At 61.3% G+C, this 26,205-nt stretch carries 19 protein-coding genes; 14 read left to right on the top strand and 5 right to left on the bottom strand.

Annotated features, from left to right (window positions below; genetic code table 11):
* Positions 1 to 86: 86 nt before the first annotated feature.
* Positions 87 to 1,643, top strand: a complete 1,557-nt coding sequence (locus Spa11_RS10320) for a sulfite reductase subunit alpha (protein ID WP_145111750.1) — start codon at positions 87 to 89, stop codon at positions 1,641 to 1,643.
* A 47-nt stretch (positions 1,644 to 1,690) separates the two neighbouring features.
* Here Spa11_RS10320 and Spa11_RS10315 read toward each other — a convergent pair whose 3' ends face one another.
* On the bottom strand, positions 1,691 to 3,286 hold the full coding sequence (locus Spa11_RS10315) for an alginate export family protein (protein ID WP_145111747.1): 1,596 nt from the start codon (positions 3,284 to 3,286) through the stop codon (positions 1,691 to 1,693).
* A gap of 413 nt (positions 3,287 to 3,699) precedes the next feature.
* Between Spa11_RS10315 and Spa11_RS10310 the strand changes: the two genes are divergently transcribed.
* Together Spa11_RS10310 and Spa11_RS10305 are read left to right on the top strand one after the other, a co-directional pair.
* Positions 3,700 to 5,265: a sigma-54-dependent transcriptional regulator gene (locus Spa11_RS10310; protein ID WP_145111743.1), complete on the top strand. Its 1,566-nt coding sequence runs from the start codon at positions 3,700 to 3,702 to the stop codon at positions 5,263 to 5,265.
* Positions 5,258 to 7,486, top strand: coding sequence for an ATP-binding protein (locus tag Spa11_RS10305; protein WP_197529888.1), 2,229 nt, complete (start codon positions 5,258 to 5,260; stop codon positions 7,484 to 7,486). The genes Spa11_RS10310 and Spa11_RS10305 overlap by 8 nt, the downstream gene beginning before the upstream one ends.
* A gap of 164 nt (positions 7,487 to 7,650) precedes the next feature.
* Here the strand turns inward: Spa11_RS10305 and Spa11_RS10300 are convergent, their stop codons facing one another.
* Positions 7,651 to 8,739: a zinc-binding dehydrogenase gene (locus tag Spa11_RS10300; RefSeq protein WP_261342295.1), complete on the bottom strand. Its 1,089-nt coding sequence runs from the start codon at positions 8,737 to 8,739 to the stop codon at positions 7,651 to 7,653.
* A 35-nt stretch (positions 8,740 to 8,774) separates the two neighbouring features.
* Positions 8,775 to 9,593, bottom strand: coding sequence for a phosphonoacetaldehyde hydrolase (gene phnX / locus Spa11_RS10295; RefSeq protein WP_145111737.1), 819 nt, complete (start codon positions 9,591 to 9,593; stop codon positions 8,775 to 8,777).
* Between the two features lie 314 nt (positions 9,594 to 9,907).
* On the opposite strand from phnX, the gene Spa11_RS10290 reads away from it, so the two are divergent.
* From Spa11_RS10290 to Spa11_RS10245, 10 genes are all read left to right on the top strand, one after another.
* Complete coding sequence (locus tag Spa11_RS10290) at positions 9,908 to 10,657, top strand: MIP/aquaporin family protein (protein ID WP_145111735.1); 750 nt, start codon at positions 9,908 to 9,910, stop codon at positions 10,655 to 10,657.
* A 50-nt stretch (positions 10,658 to 10,707) separates the two neighbouring features.
* On the top strand, positions 10,708 to 12,198 hold the full coding sequence (gene glpK / locus Spa11_RS10285; RefSeq protein WP_145111732.1) for a glycerol kinase GlpK: 1,491 nt from the start codon (positions 10,708 to 10,710) through the stop codon (positions 12,196 to 12,198).
* 331 nt (positions 12,199 to 12,529) lie between these two features.
* The gene (locus Spa11_RS10280; RefSeq protein ID WP_145111729.1) at positions 12,530 to 13,828 is read left to right on the top strand and encodes a matrixin family metalloprotease; all 1,299 of its coding nucleotides are present in this window, start codon (positions 12,530 to 12,532) and stop codon (positions 13,826 to 13,828) included.
* 172 nt (positions 13,829 to 14,000) lie between these two features.
* Positions 14,001 to 15,599 (top strand): glycerol-3-phosphate dehydrogenase/oxidase, encoded by a 1,599-nt coding sequence (locus Spa11_RS10275; protein WP_145111726.1) that lies wholly within the window; start codon positions 14,001 to 14,003, stop codon positions 15,597 to 15,599.
* A 161-nt stretch (positions 15,600 to 15,760) separates the two neighbouring features.
* Positions 15,761 to 17,365: a DNRLRE domain-containing protein gene (locus Spa11_RS10270; RefSeq protein ID WP_145111723.1), complete on the top strand. Its 1,605-nt coding sequence runs from the start codon at positions 15,761 to 15,763 to the stop codon at positions 17,363 to 17,365.
* 164 nt (positions 17,366 to 17,529) lie between these two features.
* The gene (locus tag Spa11_RS10265) at positions 17,530 to 18,528 is read left to right on the top strand and encodes a DUF1559 family PulG-like putative transporter (protein ID WP_145111720.1); all 999 of its coding nucleotides are present in this window, start codon (positions 17,530 to 17,532) and stop codon (positions 18,526 to 18,528) included.
* Between the two features lie 247 nt (positions 18,529 to 18,775).
* Positions 18,776 to 19,030, top strand: coding sequence for a hypothetical protein (locus tag Spa11_RS23250; RefSeq protein WP_231933234.1), 255 nt, complete (start codon positions 18,776 to 18,778; stop codon positions 19,028 to 19,030).
* A gap of 54 nt (positions 19,031 to 19,084) precedes the next feature.
* Positions 19,085 to 20,983, top strand: a complete 1,899-nt coding sequence (locus Spa11_RS10255) for a lamin tail domain-containing protein (RefSeq protein ID WP_145111714.1) — start codon at positions 19,085 to 19,087, stop codon at positions 20,981 to 20,983.
* Between the two features lie 60 nt (positions 20,984 to 21,043).
* Positions 21,044 to 21,877, top strand: a complete 834-nt coding sequence (locus Spa11_RS10250) for a glycerophosphodiester phosphodiesterase (RefSeq protein ID WP_145116972.1) — start codon at positions 21,044 to 21,046, stop codon at positions 21,875 to 21,877.
* 72 nt (positions 21,878 to 21,949) lie between these two features.
* Positions 21,950 to 22,663 (top strand): lamin tail domain-containing protein, encoded by a 714-nt coding sequence (locus tag Spa11_RS10245; RefSeq protein WP_145116971.1) that lies wholly within the window; start codon positions 21,950 to 21,952, stop codon positions 22,661 to 22,663.
* 195 nt (positions 22,664 to 22,858) lie between these two features.
* Here Spa11_RS10245 and Spa11_RS10240 read toward each other — a convergent pair whose 3' ends face one another.
* A complete protein-coding gene (locus tag Spa11_RS10240) occupies positions 22,859 to 24,226 on the bottom strand; it encodes an MFS transporter (protein ID WP_145111711.1) in 1,368 nt (455 codons plus the stop codon).
* 311 nt (positions 24,227 to 24,537) lie between these two features.
* Here Spa11_RS10240 and Spa11_RS10235 point away from each other — a divergent pair, with 311 nt between their 5' ends.
* Entirely contained in the window at positions 24,538 to 25,128 is a 591-nt protein-coding gene (locus tag Spa11_RS10235) for a glycerol-3-phosphate responsive antiterminator (RefSeq protein WP_145111707.1), read from the top strand.
* Here the strand turns inward: Spa11_RS10235 and Spa11_RS10230 are convergent.
* Positions 25,125 to 26,102, bottom strand: a complete 978-nt coding sequence (locus tag Spa11_RS10230) for a sugar-binding transcriptional regulator (protein ID WP_145111704.1) — start codon at positions 26,100 to 26,102, stop codon at positions 25,125 to 25,127. The two genes, Spa11_RS10235 and Spa11_RS10230, sit on opposite strands and share 4 nt — an antisense overlap.
* Between the last annotated feature and the right edge of the window lie 103 nt (positions 26,103 to 26,205).

Genomic DNA, 26,205 nt, shown 5'->3' with positions numbered 1-26,205 from the left:
AGGTCACAAAGAGGTCTCAAGGGCGACGAGAGCTACTTAGCTCAATACCTACTTGCCCGCAGACCTGATTGGATTGAGAGACAAAGATGAGCATGTCAATTATCCCGGAGTCCGCGCCCTTCAATGCCGAACAGCGGGCTTGGCTCAATGGCTTCCTTGCGGGCTGGATGGGGGCTCCAACGAATGGGGCGCCAGAGGCGGCCGCGTCGGGCGATGCCGTCTCCGACGGCGTTGCGCTACTGCCGGCGCCGGATGACGAGGCGGAAGAGTTTCCGTGGCACGACTCGAGCATCGCAATTGAAGATCGGCTGGCGCTCGCCGAAGGCAAGCCGCTCAAGCGACGGCTGATGGCGGCCATGGCGCAGCTCAACTGCGGCGCCTGTGGATATCAATGTCTGACTTACTCCGAAGCGATCGCCGCCGGCGAGGAGAAGAACCTATCGCTCTGCTCACCGGGCGGGAAGGAAACGGCCAAGGCGCTAAAGCGACTCATCAAAGAGACGCCATCGACCGCCGCGACCACGGAGGCCCCCGCCGCCAAGGCGGCGCCGCCGATGGGATACAGCCGCTCCAACCCCTACTCGGCGGTTGTTAAGGCTTCGTCCAATCTGAACGGGAAAGGATCGTCGAAGCAGACGTCGCACGTCGTGATCGATCTCGGCGACAGCGGCTTGACGTATGAAGCGGGCGATTCGCTGGGCGTTTACCCGACGAACTGCCCCGAGCTTGTGGCGGAGGTCTTGGATCACCTTGGTCTTGCCAACGACGAGGCCCTCTCGCAACGACTCATCAACGAGTTCAATCTCCGCGACGCCTCGGACGAGCTGCTGGAACTCCTCACGCAGTCCACGCCGAACCCCGATGAGGAGCTCGCGATCGCTGCGTTGGTGGACTCCGATGAACTCGACGGTCTGGATGTCCTCGACGTGCTCCGCAAAGCTCCCTCGGCAAAGCCGACGGCCGACGACCTAGTTGCCTGCCTCACTCCGATGGCGCCGCGGCTTTACTCGATCGCCAGCTCGCTCAAGGCCCATCCCGGCGAGGTGCACCTGACCGTCGGTAAGGCGACAACGCGGTTACGTGACCGCGTCTACAAAGGGGTGGCGTCGACAATGTTCGCCGACCGTGTGACGGCGGGCGGCAAGGTGCGAGTGTTTGTTCAGCCTTCACACGGCTTCGGCGTCCCGGCGAGCCCCGCTTCGCCAATGATCATGGTCGGCCCCGGCACCGGCATCGCCCCGTTTCGGGCCTTCCTCGAAGAGCGCCAAGCCACGGCCGCCAGCGGCAAGAACTGGCTCTTCTTCGGCGACCAACACGAGACGTGCGATTTTATCTATCGCGACGAGCTTGCCGCGATGCAGTCGGCGGGCTTGCTGACGAGGCTGAGCACCGCGTTCAGCCGCGACCAGGAAGAGAAGGTCTACGTCCAAGACCGGATGCGTGAGGCGGGCGGCGAGCTCTGGGCCTGGCTAGAAGACGGGGCCTCGTTCTTCGTTTGCGGCGACGCCAAACGGATGGCCGCGGACGTGGACCGCGCCCTCCTCGACATCGTGGCTCGGCACGGCGCCAAAAGCACCGAAGAAGTCAAAGCTTACATCGACAGCATGAAGGCGACGGGACGCTACTCCCGCGACGTCTACTGATCGCGCCTTGCCACCAAGCCGATTGCGTTACGCAACCGCGGCCTGCTTTAGAAATTCAACTCCCACTGGCTGTAGAAGAACTCCGCATCGTTGGTCCCGATGATCTTGCTGCCGGCCCACAGACGACTGTAGCCGAACAGGATGTTCGACCGTGCAGAGATCGCATACTTAGCGATCAGATCCAGTTCACTGCCGAAGTCCTTCTGACCAGCGACCTGGTTTGATGGAACGGCCACTCCGGGGACGACGTCGCTGCCGGTTACCGCACCGAAGTAGTAGTACCAAAGCAATACGTCCCATTTGTCACGCGGTTTCATCGTCAGCAGCACGTTCGGAGAGACGACGTTTGAGCGGGCAACGGCATCGATGAAGCCCAAGTATTTATGCGCCAATGGGAACAGCTGATTGTATCGATTGAAATCGCCGCCCGGATAGTCACCCGAAGCGTAATCGAAGTAGACCCACAGGGTTGGGTCCCACGCCATCTTGTCGAGTTTACGACCTAAGCCGGCGGTGGTGAATCCAGCGTTGTGGTCTTGATCCAGACCACTCTGCCGGCCGACTTGGTAGGCGCCTTCAAACTCGTAGAGCCACTTTTCGTGAGCTGTGCCCCAGACCCTGGCTCCGAAGGTGTGCAACGAGAAGTCTCCCGACGCCGCGGGCGTGACGCCGATGCGCTCATCGTCATAGCCAAGATAATAGAAGTCCCAGGAACGAGTTTTGCTCTCCGTGTAGGTCGAATACAGCCCGTAGAACGATTGGTCGTAGTCGGCTTCGTCGAATTGATCGTCGACGACCGGAACAAAGTTCGTGTAGAACCCGTCGATGGCCCAATCACCGCTCTTGTAGAGACCGCGTATGCCCTCGAAAGTCCGCCTCGTGTTCGCCCAGTCGAGCGGCGAGACGGTGCGTTGGTTGCCGTAAAGAAGTTCTTGGCGGCCGACGCGGAGCTTGAACTCATCGGTCATCGTGACATCGACAAACGCGTTCAGCAGGTCGCCATAGTTGACGTCGATCGGCCGGGGCAAGTAGAGCGAGTTGCCCGTTTCATCGGCGACGATCCCTTCGACGTAGAGGCGGAATATCTCGCTCGCCTTCCAGTCTGTGTAGAGCCTCATCCGAGTCAACAGGAAGTCGTTGGTCGTATCTTCAAAGCCTGAGCGGCCTGGCTGGCGGCCCATGCCCTCTTCGTGATGGTAGCGCAGGCGAAGTTGGCCGCCTACATCGAGTGTGCCCCATTGGCCACACTCGCCAACGGGCATCCACTTTAGGCTGTCGCCGAGACACGCCCCGTTGTAGCAAGGGTCCTTGAGGTAGCTGAAATCGTTGGCGTAGAAGACGCCTTTGTGCGATTCGGCGCATGGGTTGGGCTTAGCTGCCGCCCTCGTCTTGCCACAAGCCGCGCAGCATCCGGCGCCTCCGACGGCCTCGCCACAGCTTATTCCGTCGCCACAAGAGCATGGCTCGACTGCGGCGCAACTCGGCGACTCCGTGGCTTCGCAGCGATAGCCTACGGCGCCCACCTCATTGACACCGTCCTCGCCACCACTGATTGAGTAGGCTCTAGCCAGATCTCCGTCGGCTGCGTAGGCGGCCGAAGCAGCCAGAAACGTTGCCGCGAAGGCGAAACAGAAGATTCTCATGACAGTTCTCGCTCGGTCCGTGAGCTTTCCGGGGCATGGCAGGAGCTCAGGACGCAACAGCGCTGCCGCCGAGCCAGTCGCCTGGCGTTGCTTGGAGCGGCCTCCCGCATGCGTTCGTGCCACCGTAGAGTCTTCGACGGAAGATGTGCTCCGGGTCAAAACTCCCGACACTTGCCAGCAAGGTTTACCGTCAACGCAACTCCCAGGCTCTCAAGGAGATGCGCAGTGGACATTCTCGATCCTCTTGGTCATTCGGAGCAGTAGGGTCTCATTTATCAGCAGCGAGAGCCCGCTCTCGCCCAAAAAATGGGCAATTACCCCGAACTGGCTGCAACGGGTTGCCGCGAAGAAACTCACCATCCCCCTGAAAAAGCCGAGCGGATTGCTCGCTGTCATTAGAAAAGGCGACGCCCATGCCCTTTGGCGCCATCATTGCTGCGTTTCCAGGGCGTTGGCAGATGGTGCGCGCCGACTGCGTCGCTGACCCCAAGCAACACGTGAGCGTGAACACCACCAACCCCGCGAGTGGCCCGGTCGTCCTCGTCATCGACGACGATCCCTTAATTCCGATCGTCGTCCGCCGGGCTATGGAGGGGGCCGTCTTCCGAATGCACGTCGCGGCTGATGGGGCCGCGGGGGTCGATGAGGTGTCGCGCTGCAAGCCCGATGTGGTGATCTTAGATAACGTATTGCCAGACTGCCTCGGCCTGAATGCGCTTACAACGATCCATGAATTGGCGCCTTCGGTACCAATCCTTTTCGTTACCGCGCGTGGTTCTGGGGGCTCGGCAATTGAGGCGATGAAGCTCTGCGCCTTTGACTATCTGCCAAAGCCTCTCGACCCACCGAAGTTGCGGAGCCAAATTGACCGGGCACTAGCACTGCGTCGGCTCCTCAGCACGAAGCAGGTCGCCGAAGAGGACACCCTCTGGCCGCCCCGCGAATCGCTATCACTGCCGCCAGACCCAACAAACCTCGTGGGCGATTGCCCCGCGATGCAATCGGTCTTTAAGGCGATCGGCAAGGTCGCCATGCAGGACATCGCTGTTCTGATACGAGGAGAGCACGGCACCGGCAAAGAGTCCGTCGCACGTGAAATTCATGCCCACAGCCATCGCTCCTCGGGTCCACTCGTCAAACTTCACTGCCGTGGACTAGATGAACGTCGCGCCGACGAGGTTCTATTCGGGCGGTCAGTTGAGGAGGGATCTACCTCAGGTCGGATCGCCGAAGCCGCTGGCGGCACCTTGCTGCTAGAAGAAGTCGGCGACCTCCCCCTCGCCATCCAGGCTCGGGTGCTGCGGGCCATCCGAGACGGCGTTTATGAAATAGCAGGCTCAGCAATAGAGCACCGTGTCGAGTGTCGTCTACTCGCGATCACCACGGTCGACCTCGAGTCGCGTTCGCGGGAAGGAAAGTTCCGCTCCGATTTGTATTACGCGTTATCCTCTTTCGCCATCGAGCTCCCTCCCGTCCGTGCCAGGCACGGTGACTTGCGTCTGCTGGTAGAGCATAGCTTGCGGAAGCTAAGCCCCATTGCGGCTGCGTTTGGGGTCAAAGAACCGCGGATTTCAGAAGAGGCCTTCCTCGCAATGTCGGCCCACCACTGGCCTGGGAACATCGACGAATTGGAAAGCGTTCTGAAACGAGCGCTTATCGAGCAGAAGGGGAATGTGCTACTGCCAGCCGAGATCACCCGCGCTGTATCGGGAGCATCCGTGGTCCCCGCGGCCGACCCATCTGCTTCGGCTCTATGCACGACCGATTGGACGACATTTACCGATATGCGTATCGAGGCGGGGTCCGACTCGCTCCATGCTGAAGCGATCGCCGAGACCGAGAGGAAGCTCTTCACACGCGTGCTACATCACACCCGTGGCAATCAAGCGCACGCTGCTCGCCTCCTCGGGATTACGCGCGTCAGCCTGCGTAAGAAGCTGCGCATGTATGGAATGGCCCCGCGCAGTATCGATGAGTGACTCCAACACCACCGCCCGCGCCGAACCTCTATCAATGGAGTCAACCGCTGGCGCACGACGATTAACGCTCTTGTACATTGCGGCGCTAAGCACCGTTGCGATTTTGACGATAGGCGCCCAGCTTCTGGTTCAATGGCAACTCGAGAATAGCCAGAGCGATTCACACGTCATCAATCTCGCCGGTCGCCAACGGATGCTCAGCCAACGGCTGGCAAAATCGTCTCTTCAGCTTCAAGCAAGCTCGGGAAACGACATCCAAGACATTAAGGACGAAGTGGCGACGGCGTTGAGCGAGTGGCAGACCAACCACATCGGTCTGCAGCGCGGCGACACTGAAATCGGCCTGAAAGGACAACTCAGTCCTCAGCTGACTAAGCTCTTTGACGACGTCCGCCCCCATTACGATGCGATTCGAATCGCCGCACACGAGATACAGGTCGCAACGCCAGAATCAAACGCTACGGCCTCGATTCGTCGCATCCAAGAGCACGAGGCAGCCTTCCTCAGCGGTATGGATGCCATCGTGTCTCGTTTCGTCTTTGAGGCCGAGCGACGCGTCTCTCGTCTTCGCAACTCGGAGGTTGCCCTCCTAGCGCTTACTCTCTTGGTGCTCACGGCCGAGGGACTATTTATTTTCAAACCGGCTGTTCGCCAAATAAAGCACGTCGTCGGCCGACTCGAAGGAATTGGCGCCAGGTTGGCCGTCGCCAAAGAGCAGGCGGAATCCGCTAATGAAGCGAAAACCCGATTCCTTGCCAACGTCAGTCATGAGCTCCGCACACCGATGACCGCCGTGCTTGGCATGACCGAGTTAGCACGTGAGACCGAGGACCCCGAGAAACGCAATAAGTACCTCGGTATCGTCGAAGAAGCAGGACAGTCGCTTCTTCGGCTGCTCAGTGATCTGATCGACACGGCAAAGATCGAAGCGGCTGAACTGGAGATTCGAGAAATCCCATTCCGACCCTCCGAGGTCCTTCGTCAAGTGATCGATCTGATGCGTCCACTCGCCCTGGAGAAAGGACTCGCTCTGCGATCTGACTACGATGATTGCGGCGATCTCTGTTCAGAGAGCAAAGTACTTGGCGATGAGCAGCGTCTGATGCAAGTACTGATCAACCTTGTTGGAAATGCTATTAAATACACCGATGCGGGATACGTCGAACTCTCACTAAACATTTCCAGCAGTTCCCTTCAGAGCCAGAAAATCATCTGGACGGTTCGTGATAGTGGAGTTGGTATCGAAGAGAAAGACCGTAGTCGTCTCTTCGAACCCTTCTTCCAAGCTCACTCCTCCCCCAAGTCTTCACAAGGCGGCGCCGGACTAGGGCTTTCAATCTGTCAAAAAATCATAGACGCACTGGGGGGATCGATTGAGCTCGTTAGTGAGGTAGGACAGGGGACCACTGCCCGAGTCGCCATCGATTTACCTATCGTCTTGAAGTCGAATACCGCACCGACGAGCGAGTTCAAAGAGGTCGAGTCATTTGCCGCTCCTCTCGACGTGCTGGTGATCGAAGACTCGTCGTTTAATCAGCTCCTTCTAACGGAATGGCTTGAAAGAGCCGGCCATCGCGTCTCTATCGCTTCCAGTGGGGTCGATGCGATCGCCGAATTTGAATCGAATGGCGCGGACGTCGTTGTGACAGACTACCGCCTCGGCCCACTCAATGGCGCCGAGACCGCGCAGAGAATCCGGGCCATTGCTCTTGCTAGGGCCTGTCCGTCTCCTCCCGTCATCTGCGTGACTGGCGACATCGACGCCACCGCAATGCTTCCCGGTCAAGACGCTTTTGACGCCGTGGCTATGAAGCCAATCAGGTGTGAAGAGCTCTACCGCCTCATCGAGCAGGCCATGCCCGGCGGTAGGGTTAGCACCCTTGGGCGAGATGCCGACTCGATGTCCGACTTTCACCGCGAACTCGCCGCAGAACTGTCTCGGCTCGTGCCAGTGCAGTTGGCAGAGCTATGCGAAGCATTAGTTAGACGCGACTTTAAGTCGATCTCGCTTCTCGCCCACCGCCTACGCGGACAGGTCACCTACTTCGAGCAGCCTGACGCCGAGCGCACTCTACGACAGCTCGAGCAGGCAGCACGAGTCGAAGACAGCCATCGCTGTCATCCGCTTGTCGATGAGCTGAAAGCGCAGTTGGAAGAGCTTCTTGGATTGCTAACCCCCGCTGCTATCGGTGAGAAGATCGATAACGCCACGAGTTGCTAAACTCTCCGTGCGTAGCCGCGCGTCGATTCAAATCGGTTGAGGATTATGGCATTCGGTAACGCCACGATGTACGTCGGTGAGTGAGACTTGCTAGCGGCATTTTGCTGGCGGTTCTGCATCAAGAAAGGCCGCGGAAGGACACTGAACTTGGGGTGTTCACTGCACTAGCATGAATTGAGTTGGCCACCCGGACGTACCGCAACCCTGACCGCTCTTGTTGCGATCATGTGCTGAAACGCCTCGTCCGCCCGTTCCAAAGGAAACTCGCCGCCGACCATTTCTACAAACGGAAACTGGTCCCAACTCGCCGCCAAGAAATCGATAGCATCGGCTAAGTCGATTGGGGCGTAGTTATGGACTCCCCGTAGCGTCCACATCCGTCGAACGAGTTGCTCCGGATCGAGTTGTACGGTGCTGATTGGCTTGACGGCGCCAACAAAGACATTGCAGCCCCCGATGCGAAGCAACGGCAGGCCCTGGCGAATGGCGTCGGCGGAGCCAGACATCTCGAAGACAATGTCAGCGCCTCGATTATCGGTGGCGGCGTAGAGAGCGTCAGCTAATTGGTCGGGACCTGTTGCAACATCGACTGCAGCATCAGCCCCGAAACGCGAGGCGACAGAGACGCGTTGCGGATCGACATCGGCGACGAGGATGTGCTTGGCCCCCTGTACGCTAGCCATCGCAGCGGCAGTCAAACCTAGCAGCCCTGCGCCCTGAATCACGACGGCCTTACCGCGGCAGCCACCAGCAGACCTCATCGCTGCCGCAACCGTTGCCGTTGCGCAGTTGGCCGACGAGGCAACAAAGTCGGGGATTGTCTCCGGCACTCGAAAAATCGCTGTCCCCCGCTTCAAGTGACAGTACTCAGCCATCCCACCGCTCAAAGGGTACATGCCGCAGCACGGCTCGTGACCATACTTGAACAGCAACTCACACTTCTGGGGCAGGTCATGACGGCAGAAGAAGCACTCGCCACAACTGGCGGCGACCGACCACGAGACTCGGTCACCGATCTCTAGAGGGCCGCCTTTTCCGTCGATCGGCGCGTAACCTGGCCCGAAAGCGACGATTGTGCCAATCGTCTCGTGCCCCAGCACCGCAGGTTTCGGGCCTTGCCGATCGCCCAAATAAGTGTGAAGGTCACTGCCGCATAGTGTGCAGCAGGTTGTCTTCACGAGCGTTTCACCGGAAGCCAATCGTGGTCGCGGAAAGCTCTGCAACTGCAGCGGCTCACCAGGCGCGACAAACACGCTTGCGCGCACCCCGTCATGGTCGTGGCCGCGCGTCACGGCCGCTCCCCAGCAGCGAGTCGCTCCGCAATCACTGCCAACGTCTTGGGGAGGTCGGCAATCGAGTTGATGGCGTAGTGGGCTCCAGCCGCTAGCATTGCCGCTCTACCCGCCGAGCTTCGCCGCTCGCGTTCTCCTAAATCTAGCTCTGCGAGCTCTTCAACACCTAAGCCAAGCGCATTCCCTGTCTCGATGACGCCGATGCTCCATGCGCCGGCATTAACGCCCGCCTCCACGCCAACCGTCGTATCGTCGACGACGACAACAGACGCGGGCGGGTAAACCCCAAGTCGCTTCATATTCTCAAGGATCATCCATGGCGCTGGCCGTCCCTTCGGGACTTCCGAAGCGGAAACAACCGCATCGACTTTGACGCCATTCTGTTCCGCCAGAGGAACGAGAGTTTCCATCAGCGGCGCCGCGTATCCACTGCTGGAGCCAATCCGCATGGCTAACCGACGACACTCGGCCAATGCCTCCAGCGCACCCGGAATCACATCAGCGTGGTGCGTGAGCAATTCACTCTGCAGTGGGAGAAAGTCATGGTAGAGGCTGTCGATTTCGCAATCGCTCGCATCGCCGCCATAGACCGCCCTCCAGGCGGCGCCGATCCGAGGATTCGAAAGCAACGCGACGATGTGATCGCGCTTCTCCATGCCCATCGGCTCGCGGGCTTCTGCGACGGTGATCTCAACGCCTCGACGGCGAAAGACCTCTCGGAACGCCTCAACGGGAGCGCGGCTACCGTGATCTACGATGGTACCCGCCCAGTCGACGACGACGGCCTGAAGTGACAGTGACGAGGGCAACGTCATTGAAGGTAAGTCTCGCTACGATGGATCGATGTCAAGCAAACTACTGGAAAGTAATTCTCTGTCAACTAACCAACAGGGGCGTCCTCTCTCAATCTTCATCGATCCAATCGCCAGACCTCCTTCACAGACGGCGCTCTACCGAATGGCTTTCAGCACCACCTGAAGCGCGATGGGGGTTTTTCGCTAGTCGCACTGCGCAATGGTGCTAGAACCTTCGAGCGTCAGCGTTTACAAAGCTCGTCGACCCGCTTGAGCCAGCTGCCCCACTCTTCCAGCTTCGACTTCTCTTTACCCCTCTACCACCCGCACGCAAGATGAACGAGGTCTTTCTCGCAGAGCTTGTCGGAACAGCGATCCTCATCCTACTCGGAAACGGCGTTGTCGCTAACGTCTGCCTCCAAGGCGCGGCTGGACGCAACGGTGGATGGATCTGCATCGCCGCGGGCTGGGGACTAGCGGTTGCGATGGCCGTCTACTGCGTAGGACGAATCAGCGGCGCCCACATCAATCCAGCCGTTACGATTGCGCTGATGACGCTGGGCGAGATCGAGACGAGCGTCGTGCCGATCTACCTCGCCGGGCAATTCGTTGGGGCGGCGATCGGGGCGGTTCTTGTCTGGCTGACCTACAAGCGTCACTTCGACGCCACCCAAGACCCCGACGCAATTCGCAGCTGCTTCTGCACCAGCCCCGCCATTGCCGCAACGCCGTGGAACTTCGTTACCGAGTTCATCGGGACCGCGTTGCTAATCGTGGGCGTGCTCGCGATTAGCGCAAATTCCAATTCGGTCGCAAGTGACTCGATCGATTTGTCTCTCGTCTTCAGCGTTGGCTTGAATCCGCTACTTGTGGGGCTGCTCGTCGCGGCGATTGGGCTTTCACTTGGAGGCCCGACGGGGTACGCGATCAACCCGGCGCGCGACCTCGCGCCGCGGATCGTCCACGCTCTCCTTCCCATCGGTGGCAAGGGCGACTCTGGCTGGCAATACTCGTGGGTGCCGGTCGCGGCGCCGATCGCGGGCGGAATCGCCGGCGCGTTGCTGTGGCGTAGCCTCGGCTTCTAACTCGCTGGCGCCGCCATCCACGCTTAAGACTCTCCTCTGAAGGTACTCCTGTGGCAACGCACGTCCTCGCCCTGGATCAGGGAACCACCTCCAGCCGCAGCATCTTGTTCGACCGTCGCGGCCGTGCGGTCGCCTCGGCTCAACAAGAGTTCCCGCAGATTTATCCGTCGCCTGGACATGTCGAGCACGACCCGCTGGCGATTTGGAAGTCGCAGCTCAAGACCGCGCGGGCGGCGTTGCGCAAGGCGGGCAAGTCAGCGCAAGATGTCGCCACTATCGGCATCACCAACCAGCGCGAGACTGTTGTCTTGTGGGACCGAAAGACCGGTCGCCCGATCGATAACGCCCTGGTCTGGCAGAGTCGCATCACGACGCCGCTTTGCGAGAAGCTGCGTCAGGACGGCTGGGAAGAAACCATCCGCTCGAAGACGGGCCTCATCATCGACCCCTACTTCAGCGGGACGAAGTTCCGTTACCTGCTCGACAAGCACAAGTTGCGGCGTCGGGCGGCGAAGGGCGAGATTCTTGCCGGCACGGTCGACTCATGGCTGCTGTGGAATCTGACCGGCGGCGCCGTCCACGCCACCGACTACAGCAACGCCAGCCGCACGATGCTCTACAACATCCACACGCTGGACTGGGACGACGAGCTTCTCGATCTCCTGAAGGTGCCTCGACAGATGCTGCCGGAAGTCAGGGATTCTAGCGGCGAGTTTGGCGTTACGAAAAAAGCCCTGTTCGGCGCCGAGATCCCTATCTGCGGCGTCGCGGGCGACCAGCAAGCCGCCACCTTTGGTCAGGCCTGCTTCGAGCGTGGGATGGCCAAGAACACGTACGGCACCGGTTGCTTCATCCTGCTGAACGTTGGGCGGAAGCCGATCGCCGCGCCGCCCGGATTGCTGACGACGATTGGCTGGGGAATCAATGGACGGATCACTTATTGCTTGGAAGGATCGGTGTTCATCGGCGGCGCCGCGGTGCAATGGCTGCGAGACGGGCTGAAGCTCATCCGCAAGTCCAGCGACATCGAGGAGCTCGCCAAGAGCGTCCCCGACAGCGGCGGCATCTATCTCGTGCCCGCCTTCGTTGGCCTCGGGGCACCTCACTGGGACTCGTATGCACGCGGTCTGCTCATCGGGCTCGATCGATCGACGACCGGGGGGCACATCGCCCGGGCGGCCGTCGAGGCGATGGCGTACCAGAGCCACGACGTGATCGACATGATGGCGAGCCAATCAAAGGTCCGGCTCAAGACGCTCCGCGTCGATGGCGGCGCCGCGGTCAACAACGACCTGTTGCAGTTCCAGGCCGACCTGCTCGGCAAGCCGGTGCAGCGTCCGGTTATTACGGAGACCACCGCCCTCGGCGCCGCTTACCTTGCGGGCCTCGCGGCGAAGGTATGGGGAAGCACCGCCGAGCTTGCCAAACAGTGGGAGCTCGACCGAGAGTTCCCGCCCCAGCTCGCGACAAGCGAGCGAAAGCGCTTGATCAACGGCTGGTCCTCGGCGGTGACGCGGTCAAAGCGGTGGCTTGCAGACTGACGGCGTTTGTCGATGCCCGTTACCCACCGGATTGTGAAGAATTCGTGATTCTTCGCCGACAATGTTGACTTAGCCAACCCACAAGGCTTATCCTCACCTGAAAGAAATCTAATTGATCCGCGAAAGCTTGCTACAAGCTTCCGCGTCATCAAGTAAGCACTGAGCCCGAGTATTCGAGAAAGGCTCTGCGGTTACTCCGCAGGGCCTTTTTTATTTGGCCAGCATAACTTTTCAGCAGCTTTTCGAGTCGGAAGACAAGCAACCTACCAACAACGCAGACAGCCCAGCCGGCCGCCCTGCGATCACTAGAGCTCTCGGCCGATCCAAGCGGATGAATCGTCCAAACTCCCATCGTCTAACGATCGCCCGCGTGGTTGCCGCCACCGCGGTGATCGGCGCTGGGCTGCTGACTCCAGCGTCGTCCTCTGGCTACTTGTCGCAACAGCGTTGGTCCGCGACGGCTTCGGGAAGTACTTCCTTCGTGGGAGATCCGATTACGTTGACCTGGAGTCTGCCGCCGGACGGTGTGCCGACGAGCGTCTCGGGCGTCAACAAGCTCTTGGCTTCGCTCGACAAGGCGTTCGATGTTGGTGGCGTCCCCTCCGACGACCTGACGACGCGGCCGTGGTTCCCGTTGCTGCAGTCGGCGGTGGAGCGCTGGAGCGAACTCAGCGGCGTACGGATGGTGTACGAGCCTTATGACGACTGCGCCATTATCGGCCCTAGCGGCGGCGTTCTGGGCGTCCGTGGGGACGTGCGGATCGGCGGCCACACGCTCAACGGCGCCGGCGGCGCGCTCGCGCTGAGCAACTTTCCTAACAGCGGTGACGTTCTGCTCGACACGGCCGACATCGCCTTTCTGACCCTCCCCGGAGAGAACTACCTGCGGCTACGCAACGTGTTGACGCACGAGGTCGGTCACGCCCTGGGCTTGGGGCACGTCGAATCCGATGACAGCAATTCCTTGATGGAACCGCAGCTGCATCTGTCCTTCGACGGCCCGCAGATCGACGACATCCGCGGCATGCACTGGATGTACGGCGATGTTAACGAGTGGGCAAATGGCGGTCGGGGCAACGATTTCCGCGAACTGGCGACACCGCTTGGCGCCTTGAGCGCAGGCATATCGTTAGGGGTTGGCTTTGACGCGGCTAAGACGGACGCCATCGACGCCGCTGATCGTGACTTTGTCAGCATCACCAGCACGTCCGATCGCGACTTCTACGTTTTCAGCACCGACGCACCGCTCCGGGCCGAGCTGACGCTGACGCCGCTCGGCGGGACGTACCACCAAGGACTGCCGGGCGGCGACCAATCGCTGATCGACGCGTCCGCGCGCGGCAATCTCTACTTCGAGTTGTTCAACGCCGACAGTGAGGGAGTCCTTGCCACGGCCAACAGCACCCCCGCTGGCGCCGCTGAGAGTCTGACAATCGACCTCGCTACGCCCGGCGACTATGTGGTGCGTGTGGCGAGCTCGTTCCACGCCGTTCAGCTGTACCAACTCGAATTGCAGGCCACGCCGATCGACGGGGCGTCGACTCCGATCACCCCCGAGCCCACATCGCTCGCCGTTGCCGCCATCGCGCTGACGACGGCCGGTTCGCTTTCCTATCGCTGCGCCGGCTGAACTCGTCGCGGCGTCAAACCTTTCCTCCACAAGAGCCAACGCATGATCCGTCAGCCGTAAGCGCACCGCCGCACAACACGAAGTACGTCTACGAAGACTGCACGGGCCAGAGCCAATTGAGAAAGGCCCCGCGGATGTTCCCGCGGGGCCTTTTTCGTTTTTACAGCAAGCAATGAACGAGCGTTTCACCACCAGCGAATCTCCTACTCCCCCCACGGCGTGCCTCGAGGGCCGCACGCTGGACGTCCTCGTCGTCGGTGGGGGGATTGTCGGCGCTGGCGTGGCTCGCGACGCTGCGATGCGCGGCCTCGCTGTCGCGGTCATTGATAAGGGTGACTTCGCCTCGGGCACGAGCAGTCGCTCCAGCCGCTTGTTGCACGGCGGCCTGCGCTACTTGGCTCAAGGCCGTGTCGGCTTGGTGCGAGAGGCGAGCCTCGAGAAGCGAACCATCGGCAAGATCGCCCCGCATTTGGCGGAGCCGCTAGCGTTCGTTTTTCCGTCTTATGCGCGGTCGGCGTGGCCGATGTGGAAGCTTGTGCTCGGCGTCAAGACGTACGACCTCCTGTGCGGCATGCAGAATTTCGGACGTAGCAGCACGATGGGACGCACCGCGACCCTCTCGCGCGTCAAAGGGCTCTCTGCCGACAAGCTTAATGGATCGGTCCGTTACTTCGATGCGCTAACGAACGACGCCCGCTTGGCGATCGACTCGCTCCGCTCCGCGGCTCACCACGGCGCCGTCGCCCTCAACTACACGAAGCTGGAGAGCGCCGAGCCCGTGGGCGGGTTCTGGCGTTGCCGCCTGGCGACGGAGCAAGGCGTCGTCGAAGTGATGACACGAACCGTCGTCAACGCCACCGGACCGTGGTCCGACCGCATCCCGGGCTCGGGCACCGCGCTGCGGCTCACCAAGGGGGTCCACCTCGTCGTTGACCGCAGCCGCCTGCCGATCCCCGACGCGGTCGTCATGGCCGAGGGAGAGCGGATCTTGTTTGCGATCCCGTGGGGTGAGCGCGTGATTCTCGGCACGACCGACACGGACTACGACGGCCCGCTTGAAGAGCCCTCCTGCGACCCGTCCGATATCGAATACGTCCTCGGCGTCACCAACGCGACGTTCCCCGCCGCAAAGCTCAAGCCGGTTGACGTCATTAGCACATGGTCAGGCCTCCGTCCGCTCGTCGCCGACCCGAATGGCGACCCCTCCGACATCTCTCGTCGGCACAAGGTCTCGATGACGCACCCCGGCTGGTGGGACGTCACCGGCGGCAAATTGACGACCTACCGGTTGATGGCCGAAGAGACCGTCGATGCGATCGTTAGGCACACCAAGCTCGAAGCCAAGCCGTGCGCGACCGCTACCAAACGGGTTCTCGATGGCGTTACCGGCCCCGCCGTCGGGCTGCTTCCTCCGGAAGTATCGCGGGCAGCGGTCGAGCACTACTGCCGCCACGAGTGGGCCCGCCACCTCGGCGACGTGATGCTCCGCCGCACGAGCTGGCGGCACTACTGCCACGACCACGCCGCCGTCGCGGTGCAAGTCGCAGAGTGGATGGCGGCGGAGTTCGGCTGGAGCGATGCGCAGCGATCGGAAGAGCTGCAACGCTACCGCCAACTGACGTCAACTGACGCCGTCCCGAGCCCGCACTTTGTGGACCAAACGACGGCCATCCGTAACGGTCAACCGAAGGGGCACGCCAATGGCCACGCGGTTCTTAGCGCAACAAACCGGGGCGATGCGCAGCCAGCTGCGCGTCAAGCCAATGAATAATTATCCAGTATGAATTGCCGATGAAGAACACTTATCTCGACTCTCTTCCCCTGTTAAGACCGTAACTCCTCCGAGGCTTTGTGCCTCACCCATCCCCCCGCTTCGCGTCAGCGCTCCAGCAAGGTTCTGAGCGCTTCTGCCACCACCAAGGAGATGATTCCATGAGAGTGCGACCCGCGATCTTGTCCCGTAGCGCCGCGAAGACGGCCGCGGCTTCGGCCGTGCTGGCGATGACCGGCGCGAGCGCCTTCGCCGTCACCGGCACCGTTGCATTCCAACAAGGCATCGATGGCTACACCGGCACCGCGAATCGTGTGATCGACGAGCGTATTGGCACGAGCGAATTCGATGGCGCCACCGTCGAACGCTACTTCCTCGACGGCTATTCGCAATCTTCGAATTCACCCGACGTTCAGGGTCTGTTCCGTTTCGACAACATCATCGGCGGCGGCGCGGGCCAGATCCCCGCGGGCGCGTACGTGTTGGAAGCGAACTTCCAGATCATGACGAGTTTTGCAGGCAACGCGCAAACCAACGGCCCGTTCGCTGTTTCGGGCTTGCTGGCGCCGTTCGACAACAACACGTCCTACATCGACTTCCCGGGCGGCCGCGGCCCGTGGTGGCAAGACGGCACCGCGACTCGACCGGCCGGCAGCTTCTCTGGGAATCAGCCCGGTCAAGTCGCGATCACCGACATCCGCAGCCTGGTGCAGGATTGGGCGGACAACCCCAGCACTAACTATGGTGTTGCCGTTGCCGCCGGTTTTCCTGGCACGTCGGATGGTTGGGGCATCAACTCCCCCGGTCACTCTTTCCCTGAGTTCCGTCCGCGTCTCTCGGTCACCTACACGACCGAGCCGATCACCGAGCGCGTCTTCCAGCGGGGTCTGAACGGCTACGACGGCAACACGATGATCCGCATGAATGGCGGCGCTGACATCAATGACCCGTCGGATGACGAGACCACGGACGGCCTTACTTACACGCAAGAGTTCCTCGACGGCGCCGACTACAACTCGAACGACGTCGGTTCGCTGATCAAGTTTGACGACGTCTTCGGCGCCGGCGCGAATCAATCGCCCGCCGACGTGCCCGTCGCCAAGGCGTGGATGGTTCTCACCGTTGGAGATTTGAGCACGGCGGCCGGCTCGCCTGGCGACTGGCACGTCCATGCTATGAAGCAAGATTGGGACACGACGAGCCTCTATTCCGACTTCGACCTCGGCTTCAATCCCGAGAAGCCGACCGATCGCCTCGGCGCCGACATCGGCCCCGCGTTGGACACCATCCAGGGCGTCAATCTGGGCTCGGAGCTCTGGTTCGACGTCACCAGCTATCTCGAGGGCGTCCGTAACGGCGCCGACGACTTCGGCTTGGCGGTTCTCGCCGGTACGCCGGACGGCATCCAGATCCACTTCAATGGCTCGGACCTTCAGGAAGCCCGGCCGCGTCTGGTCGTCGCCTCAGGGATGATCCCGGTCGTCGGGCCGACGCTCGCCGGCGACTTCAACAACGACGGCGTTGTCAACGCGGCTGACTACACGGTCTACCGCGACAACCTCAATACGAGCTTCGACCTCGGTGGCAACGGCGACGAGTCGGGCGGCAGCGCCGGCGTCGTGGACGCCGCCGACTACGCCCTCTGGTCCGCCAATTACGGCGCCACCGCGGGCGGCAATGGGTTGCAAGCCGTGCCGGAGCCGATGGGCGTGATGCTCGTTGGCGCCGGTCTGGCGATGACGTTTGGCCGTAGCCGCCGGCGATAGGTGGTGGATCGCTTGCGGCGTTCGACGGGGTGGGAGTGTCGGACCCGCTCGCAAGAGCGGGTCCGGCCCGCCCCGATCGCCGCGGTGACAACTTCGCTGAAGGCTTGTTTTTGAATATCCGATTGATCAGGACCGATACGCCCTTAAAGGACTGCAAGAACGCCATGTACCACTCCTTCCAACGGCGCCACACGGCGTGTCCTAAGCGGCGTGCCTTCGGCTTCACGCTTGTTGAGCTGCTGGTCGTCATCGCGATCATAGGCATCCTCGTCGCCATGCTGCTGCCTGCAGTCCAGGCGGCCCGTGAAGCCGCACGACGGGCGCAGTGCCAAAACAACTTCAAGCAGCTCGGACTCGGCGCGCTGAACTATGAGCTAACGAACAAAGAGCTGCCGCCCTCTTATCTACGCGTCTATGCGGGCGTCCCACTGCGACCGAAGGGGCATAGTACACTGACGTTCATCCTCCCCTACGTCGAAGAGACCACGCTCGCGGACGCTTACGATTGGGAACAGGACTGGGACCAAGCCGATCCCAGCAAACCCCTCGATAACCGGACGATCACCAACACCCGAGTGCCTTCGTTTATCTGCCCGACGGTCTCTGACTCGCGGCTAGAGTACCCGGGCACGTTCGACTACGGGGTATGCGATAAGATGCTGGTCAATAACGACTACGGACTCGATGAACTGCTCGAGAGCGGAGCGGTCCAGCCACGTCCGAACGCCGATGGCCAGTACGTGAGTCTGCTCTTTACGAAAGTAAAAAACGCCGGCTCGTCGAAGGAGACCTTCATCATGCCAAAGCTGCGTCACGCTACGGACGGCCTGTCGCAGACATTCATGTGGTTCGAATCCGCCGGTCGGCCTCTCAAGTACACCGCTGGCAAGCCACAAGCCAACGCGCGCGGCGAGGCCATCCTCACCCAGGGCGGTGACTCCTGGGGTAACTGGGAGAATTGGTACTCCGTCCACGACCGCTGCGGCAACAGCTTCATGAATTGCCACAACAACGAAGAGATCTACAGCTTCCACGAAGGCGGGGCGTTCTTTGGCATGGGCGACGGCGCCGTGCGATTCTTCTCCGAATCGATTGATCCCGACGTCTTTGTCTCGCTCTTCACGCGCGACAGCGGTGACGTCATCGATGCTTCGAGGATCTAACCGCCCCCCATCGACACAAGCCTTCTTCAATAGCCTTGAAGACTTCCTGGGAATGATGAACATTCGACTCTTTCCGCTGACGGCTGCTTGCTCGCTGGTAGCTATCGCTACCCTCGGTTGTAGTCAGCCGGACGATGGCAAGGTGGCCCGGGTGCCCGTACAGGGGACCTTACTGGTTAAAGGCGCCCCGGCCGCGGGGGCTCGCATCGTCTTCTATCCCAAAGACGACTCACTCAAGGGCGCCGGAATGCCGACTCCCGGAGGCACGACGGAAGAGGACGGCACATTCCAGCTCACCTCCTTTGAACCCGGCGATGGCGCGCCGGTGGGGGACTACAACGTGACAATCGTTTGGCGGGAGGAGATACCCGAAGGAAAGAGTCTCGACACCTTCCAACCAAAGGACCGCCTGAATGGTCGCTACGCATCGGCCGAGAAGTCGGGGCTCGAGATCACGGTGCCCGAAGGCGGCGGCACGCTTCCACCGATCGAGATCCCTTAGCCGCGAACGCTTTGCTGTCGCTTCCTGATTTCTCGCACAACTTCGATAGACTTCATGGCGCAAACTCGCTCGCATACGACCCCTCTGCTGCGCTGCGCCACTGGCATCGTCTTGGCGTTTACATTGGTCGTGAGCGTCGCCCGTGGCGACGTCATCATCAGCGAGATCATGTACAACGCGGCCGGGTCTGACTCGGGCTCGGGGTTCAATAAGGAGTGGTACGAGCTCTACAACACGGGCGACACCGAGGTCAACCTGACGGGGTGGCGTGTCGGCGACTCTCAGGACGGCCAGTGGGCATCGGCCTTCCCCTTCGGCACGTCGATCGCCCCGGGCGGCACATTGGTCGTTACGGGCGACGCGACAACCTTCGACAACCAATGGGGTCCGGGCATCAACCGCATCCAGGTCGGCAGCTTCCCGGCGCTCGCCAACTCGCCAAGCCCAAACAACGAAACGGTCGCAATCCGCGACGCGTTCGGCGCCATCCGCGATGAGGTCAACCTCGATCAGAACAACGGCTGGCACCGCATCGACGGCACGCAAGGGGCGACGCTCTCGCTCCGGCCCGAGGGGCTGTCGGCCACGGCCAATGACAGCGGCGCCAACTGGCTCCCTGCAGCGTGGGGCGCGTATGGCGCGTCCCTCAGCGATTACAACGGTGAACTCAATCACGGGTCGCCGGGTTTTGTCGAAACGACCCCCCAGGCCCCGTTCGCGCCTTCGCCCGACGCCGCTTGGTCGATGGCGGTGATCCCAGACTCGCAGAACTACTCCAAGTCGTCGATCCACGCTGGGAAGTTCACGCAGATGACCGAATGGGTCCGCGACAACCGCGAGGCCTACAACATCCAGGTCGTGCTGCACGAAGGGGACATCGTCAACAACAACCGCACGAGCAACCCGAGTTCGGGCGACCAGACCAGCGCGCAGCAGTGGGCCAACGCCAAGGCGTCGATGAGCGTGCTCGATGGCCACCTCCCCTACATCATGGCGGGCGGCAACCACGATTACGGCACGACCGACGCTCAAGACCGGCAGACCTATTACAACGATTATTTCAAGGCGACCGACAACCCGCTGATCGATCCGGCGCAAGGCGGGATGCTCACGGGCGTGATGAACGACGGCGAATTGCAGAACGCCTACTTCGACTTCGTGGCGCCCGACGGGCGAAAGATGCTGGTCCTCAACCTTGAGTGGGAGCCTCGTCCCGAAACTGTTGCCTGGGCCAACTCGATCGCGGCGCTCCCCGAATACGCCGATCACACCGCCATTCTCCTCACGCACGCGTACCTGACTGGCACGAACTCCCGTTACACTAGCAGCAGAGTAGCGGCTGACGCCTCTGGATCGGAGCTGTGGACCGAGCTCGTCCAGGGGAACGCCAACTTCGAGATGGTCTTCAACGGCCACTTCGGAGGTGACGGATCCGGGACGCTGACAAGCGCCGCCAGTGGGCACGTCGTGCATCAGATGTTCTTCAACACGCAGTTCGAGACTCAAGGCGGCAATGGATGGATCCGCATCGTTGAGTTTCTCGAGGACGGCGAGACGGTCCGCGTCCGGACCTATTCGCCCGTGTTGGGCATCGAGCGGACCGACCCCCAGTGGAGCTTCGAGTTCAAGATCTCGGACCTGCCGTCGCCCAACATCGCGGGTGACTACAACGGCGATGGTTTCGTTGACGCCGCCGACTACACCGTGTGGCGCGACACGCTGGGTTCGACGACGGAACTCGCCGCCGACGGCGACGGCAACGGGACGGTGAACCAACTGGATTACGACGTCTGGGTGGAGAACTTCGGCGCCCAGCAAGGCGGCTCCCCGCTGCCAACCCCCGAGCCAACGGCCTTGGTGCTGCTGATTGCCGGCGTCGGGATGCTGCCGATCACCCGCACTCGGCGTGGGGTGTGCCCGCAGCATTGGCACGTGCGTCGTGTCGCGGCCTAAAGCGAACTCAGAGGACCAATGATGACACTGAATCGAAGCCTCTTGCCGCTAGCGCTCGCCATGGGTCTTAGCCTAGCAAGCGGCGCTGCGCAAGCGCAGCTCATCACTGCGCACCGTGGCGCGTCGTATGACGCTCCGGAGAACACACTCGCCGCCTTCAAGCTCGCCTGGGAGCAAGGGGCGGACGCCTTCGAGGGAGATTTCTATCTCACCGCTGACGGGAAGATCGTCTGCGGGCACGACAAGGACGCCAAGCGAGTCGCTGGCAGCCCGCTGGTGATGGAGAAATCGACGGCCGACGAGCTGCGGGCATTGGATGTCGGGTCTTGGAAGGGCGCCCAGTGGAAGGGCGAACGGATGCCTTTGTTCAAGGACGTGCTCGACGTTGTCGGTGACGGTCGCATCTTTGTCGAGATCAAGAGCGGCCCGAAGATCGTCGCCCCGCTCCTCAAGCAACTCGGCGAGTCGGGCATCCCCGAGGACCGGATCACGATCATTTGTTTCAACGAAGCGGTCACTGCCGAGTGCGAACGGCTAGCGCCCCAGATCAAGACCCACTGGCTGACGGGCTTCAAGAAGCAGAAGGACGGCGCCTGGGCCCCGAGCGTCGATGAGGTCCTCGCCAAGCTGAAGGCTTCACGCGCCGATGGCTTCGGCGTCCAGGCCAACCCCGAACACGTCGACGCCGAGTTCCTCGCCAAGCTGGCCGATGAAGGGTACGACGAGTTCCATGTCTGGACCGTCGATGACGCCGATGTAGCACGGTACTACCAGAAGCTAGGCGCGTGGGGCATCACTACCAACCGCCCGGCTTGGCTTCGAGAGCAACTTGGGCTTCGAAAGCAACTCGGGCTCCGAGAGAAGCAGCACGGGCTGCGTGCCGGCGGCCAGTAAGCTCCGCGTCGGTAAACGTTTCAATTTCACTTGTTCGTATCACCCTGTCCTAACCACTTGGAGAAGCGTCTTATGAAGAAAATTTTTGCCGCAGCACTCGCAGCGTGTCTGGCGCCGGCTTTCGCCGACGCCGACGTCATCATCTCTGAGATCATGTGGAACCCCAACGGCGGTGAATCAGGTCTGCAAGAGTGGATCGAGATCACCAACACCGGCGAGTCGGATGTCGATCTCACCGGCTGGGTGTACGCCGATACTCAAGACAATCACTTCTCCGATCCGTTCGCTGCCGGTACATCGCTCGCCGCCGGCGCGTCGGCGGTCATCGTTGGACAATCCGAAGCGGTGTTCCAGTCGATCTGGGGCTCGGGCATCCCGGTGATCACTTACACGGGCGGTCCCGCGAATGGCATCTCTCTCGCCAACGGCGGAGCAGCAGATAACGAGACCGTCGCGATCTTCGACGCGTCGAGCAATCTGATTGACGAAGTCAACTACGAGTCCAACATCAACGGCTGGCCAGCTACTGACGGTAGCGTCGTCAACGGCCAGTCGATCTACCTGCTGCCGAATGCTTTCTCCACCGCCGCAAACGACGTCGGCTCGAATTGGGCGGAGTCGGTCGCGGGCGTCGATGGCGCGTACACGGCTCTGATCTCTAACCCGGACATTAATACGACGCTCCTGGATGTGGCGTCACCCGGCGTCGCCTTGATTGTACCCGAGCCTTCGACCGTGGCGCTTGCCGCTCTGGCGGCGCTGGGCTTGGGGCGTCGCATTTCCTAAAGCAAGCGGCATCGATCAAGCGAACCGAAAAGCCACCCCACGACGCCTTCATGCGATCGTGGGGTGGCTTCTTTTGTTGATGGCCCCTTGCTCACGCATCCTCACAAATAGCTGCGTGCCGCTAACACCGCAACGGTCCGACAAGCTTGCCGATTTTCGACCATTGCTAGCAGAGGGGAATCGTGAAGATGCGTATTACTCAGGCCTTGTCCGCAGATTCCACACAGCGGCCAGAAGCAAGAACGCCAGCGCTGCGCAGACAAGAATCGACCAAAGCACGACGTTCCACCCCGCTGCGGCGCCCCCCTCGGCGCCGTAGTGATCGACGGCCCAACCGAACCCCTTGGCCTGCACCGTGCGTCCGGCGTAGCCGAACAGGCCAATAAAGCCCGCCGCGGTGCCGATCGCTTTCTTCGAGACGATGTCGAGCGCCGCGATCACAATCAGGTTGATAACCGGATAGATAAAGAAGCCGATCGTGATCAGCATCAGCATCAGCATGTCGATCCAATAGTAGCCGGGAGGCGTGAACAGGATCGCCAGGAACGCACCGAACACCGGGATCATGCACAGCGCCGCGATCATGCATCGACGCCCGCCGAGACTGTCCGATAGCCAACCCAGCAGGATGGTCGAGGGAATGCCGCCGAACTCCACGGCCAAGATCGCCAACCCGCCGCCGCCAAGAGACGCCCCTTTCACCTCACGTAGATAAGTTGGTCCCCAGTCGAGCATGCTGTACCTGGTGATGTAGGCGAAGAAATTCGCCAGCGCCAGCACCCAAACGTACTTGTTCAGTAGCACCTTGTCGAAGAAGAGCTCACGGAACGTCAACTCGACTTCGTCCGTCTCGGCGTTGTGCCCGAGCGGATAATCGTTGCGGTACTCCTCGATCGGCGGCAAGCCGACCGATTGCGGCGTATCTCGCAGTCGCAAAAAGATATAGGCGGCGCCTACTAGCGCGACGGTCCCGGGAGCATAGAAAGCGAATCGCCACCCGCCAAACTCCATCACCGCCCACGCCGCCAGTACTCCAGCGACGCCGCCGCCAACGTTATGCGAGACGTTCCAGATGCTGAACGTCAGGCCGCGTTCGGACTCGCTGAACCAATGCCCCATGCTACGACCGCACGGGGGCCAGCCCATCCCTTGAACGAAGCCGTTCAGGGCCCATAGCGAGAGGTGGACGTAATAGTCCGACGAAGCGCCGAACGCGAAATTAAGGATCGCCGACAGCAGCAGCCCCGTCGCCATGAACTTGCGGGCGTCGCTCCGGTCGGAGACCGACCCCATCAAAAACTTGCTGAGGCCGTAGCTTATCGCTGTCACGGCGAGGATGTCGCCGATCATCGACTTGCTGTAGAGGAGCGACGTCTCCATGTCCTTGGCGACGGTCCCGATGTTGTTACGCACCAGGTAGTACATCGCGTAGCCAAGGAACGTCGCCTCCATGGCCCGCCAGCGATAGACGGGATATCGCGCGCGAACCTCTGGTTCGGGCAGTCGAGGCGCCGAGGTTGGCGGGGCATAGAAGCGGCGGAGCCGCGCAAGTAGTCCGGTCATCCCAACCTCAAGAAAAGAGCGGATTCAGGCGAGCCAACCGGTCAAGCGAGCGTCTGGGAAAGCCGCGCCGGCGGGAGATTTCACGGCTCCGAATAAGAAGCCCGTAGGATATCCTCCCCCTTCGATCGATAGAAGATTGCGGATATTTATTCGTGCAGTGGCGTCGCGATCGGCGTTTCGTCGCCGTATCACAAGGAGCGATGCTATTCACCCACTCCATCGACTAGACTGGACGCGACCCGGTAAACGAGTTACGCCGCTTACCGCACCGCGAGCTTCTAGCCGCCGCTCTTCGAACCGCTGCCGCCCACATGCCAAGCCTCATCCAACGCTGTTTCGCGAAGCCGGTCATCCCGGTCCTCTGGGATGCGACACAGCACATTGAAATCCTGCGGCACTCCAGCGCCGTGTTTCTACAGGGGGGCAAGCTCACCGAACTGTCCCGCGTTATGTCGGTGTTCCGTGACCCGCGGCTAGAGCACGTCGCCTTGTTCCTGCACATCGACCTCGTTGCGGGTCTCGAGAACAACGAGGCTGGGCTGGAATACTTGGCCGAGTTCAGCCAACTCACCGGCATCGTCTCCGTGCATCATCACCTCGCCGCGGCGGCGAAGAAGATGAACCTGCTAACCGTGGTGAGGCTTTTTCTCTCCGACACCCGCGCTGTCGAGCGTGGCCTAGCGGTCGTCGGGAAATCAAAGCCGCACGCTATCGAGATTCTGCCCGCCGCCGTCGCGGTGAAAGTCGCCGGCGACTTTCGCTCGCAACCGATTCCTCGGATCACGGGCGGGCTGTGCCGCACCGAAGCCGACGTTACCGAAGCGATCAACAGTGGCTGCTTAGCGGTCACAAGCACGAGCCCCACTCTCTGGGCCCTCAACGCTCACCCCAGTAAGAGTTAGCTAGGGGACTCCAGCAGCGAAATCGCCGCCGCGTCGTCGAGCACGAGCGACTTCAGGATCTTTCCACGGATCGCCGCGCGTAGCGCCGCGGTACGATCACTGCCGGCAACGACGCCAATGACAGACTTCATCCGCCGTAGCGCGTCGAGTTGGACGCCGATCACCCGGTTCTTAAAGGGAGTGTCGCACTCCCGCCCCTCCTCGTCGTAGAAGCGGCCGACGATCTCACCCACGGCGCCGGCTTTCGTCAGCTTGTTGACGTCGGCGGTCTTTAAGGCATTGCGTTCGCGGAATACCGAGTTCTGGAGATTGCCAATGCCCACCATCGCGACGGTCGCCGCATTGAGCCGGTCGAGCGTTTTGCGGACCTGGTCGACCTCCGACAACCGCCGGCAGACCTGGGCGTCTTCAAGGATCGCTGGCGTGTTGAGCGCAAGGAACGAACCCGACCACCGTGTCGCCAGCCGACGGCCGATCTCCAACGCGTCGTAACTGCCCGTCGTCTCGTCGATGCTCCCCATCGCCTGGATGACGGTGATGCCCTTGGTGGGTTGCGAGGGCTCCATCCGCTCGGCCAAGGCCCGTAGCGTCCTTCCACCGGCAACGGCGACCGTCGCGCCGGACGGTACCCAGGTTGAGACCGTTGGCGCGGCGAAATAGCCAATCGTCGTGCGTAGCTCCATGATCGACTGCGACTCGAGGCGGCGGACCACGATCGCGTCACGCAGCTTGAAGCGTTTTACCAGCGCGGCTTCGAGTTCCTCACTCCGCGGCCGGTACTCGGCGACCGAGATCTGGACGATGCCCGTCTGCCGCGCAAGTCCCAGCATCCGGGAGACCTTGGCTTGAGAGACCCCGAGCGTCTTGCCGATCTCGGCCTGCGACATCTCATCGATGTAGTACATCCTTGCAGCGACGATGAGCTGAGCGTCGCTGTAGACCGGCGCGGCGGCGCCGTTTGCGGTAACTGCCATGATTGGACCCGCGCTTGGAGCGTAGAAGCTTGCGGAGAGGAGAGGCGTGTGCTAGTTTCCTATCGCACATAACCAGTGCGAATAATAATTCTTTGCATGGCTC

It is taken from the genome of Botrimarina mediterranea, assembly GCF_007753265.1.
Taxonomy (GTDB): domain Bacteria; phylum Planctomycetota; class Planctomycetia; order Pirellulales; family Lacipirellulaceae; genus Botrimarina; species Botrimarina mediterranea.
Note: the sequence above shows the minus strand (reverse complement) of the source record. Positions and strands in the feature narration are given on the sequence as shown.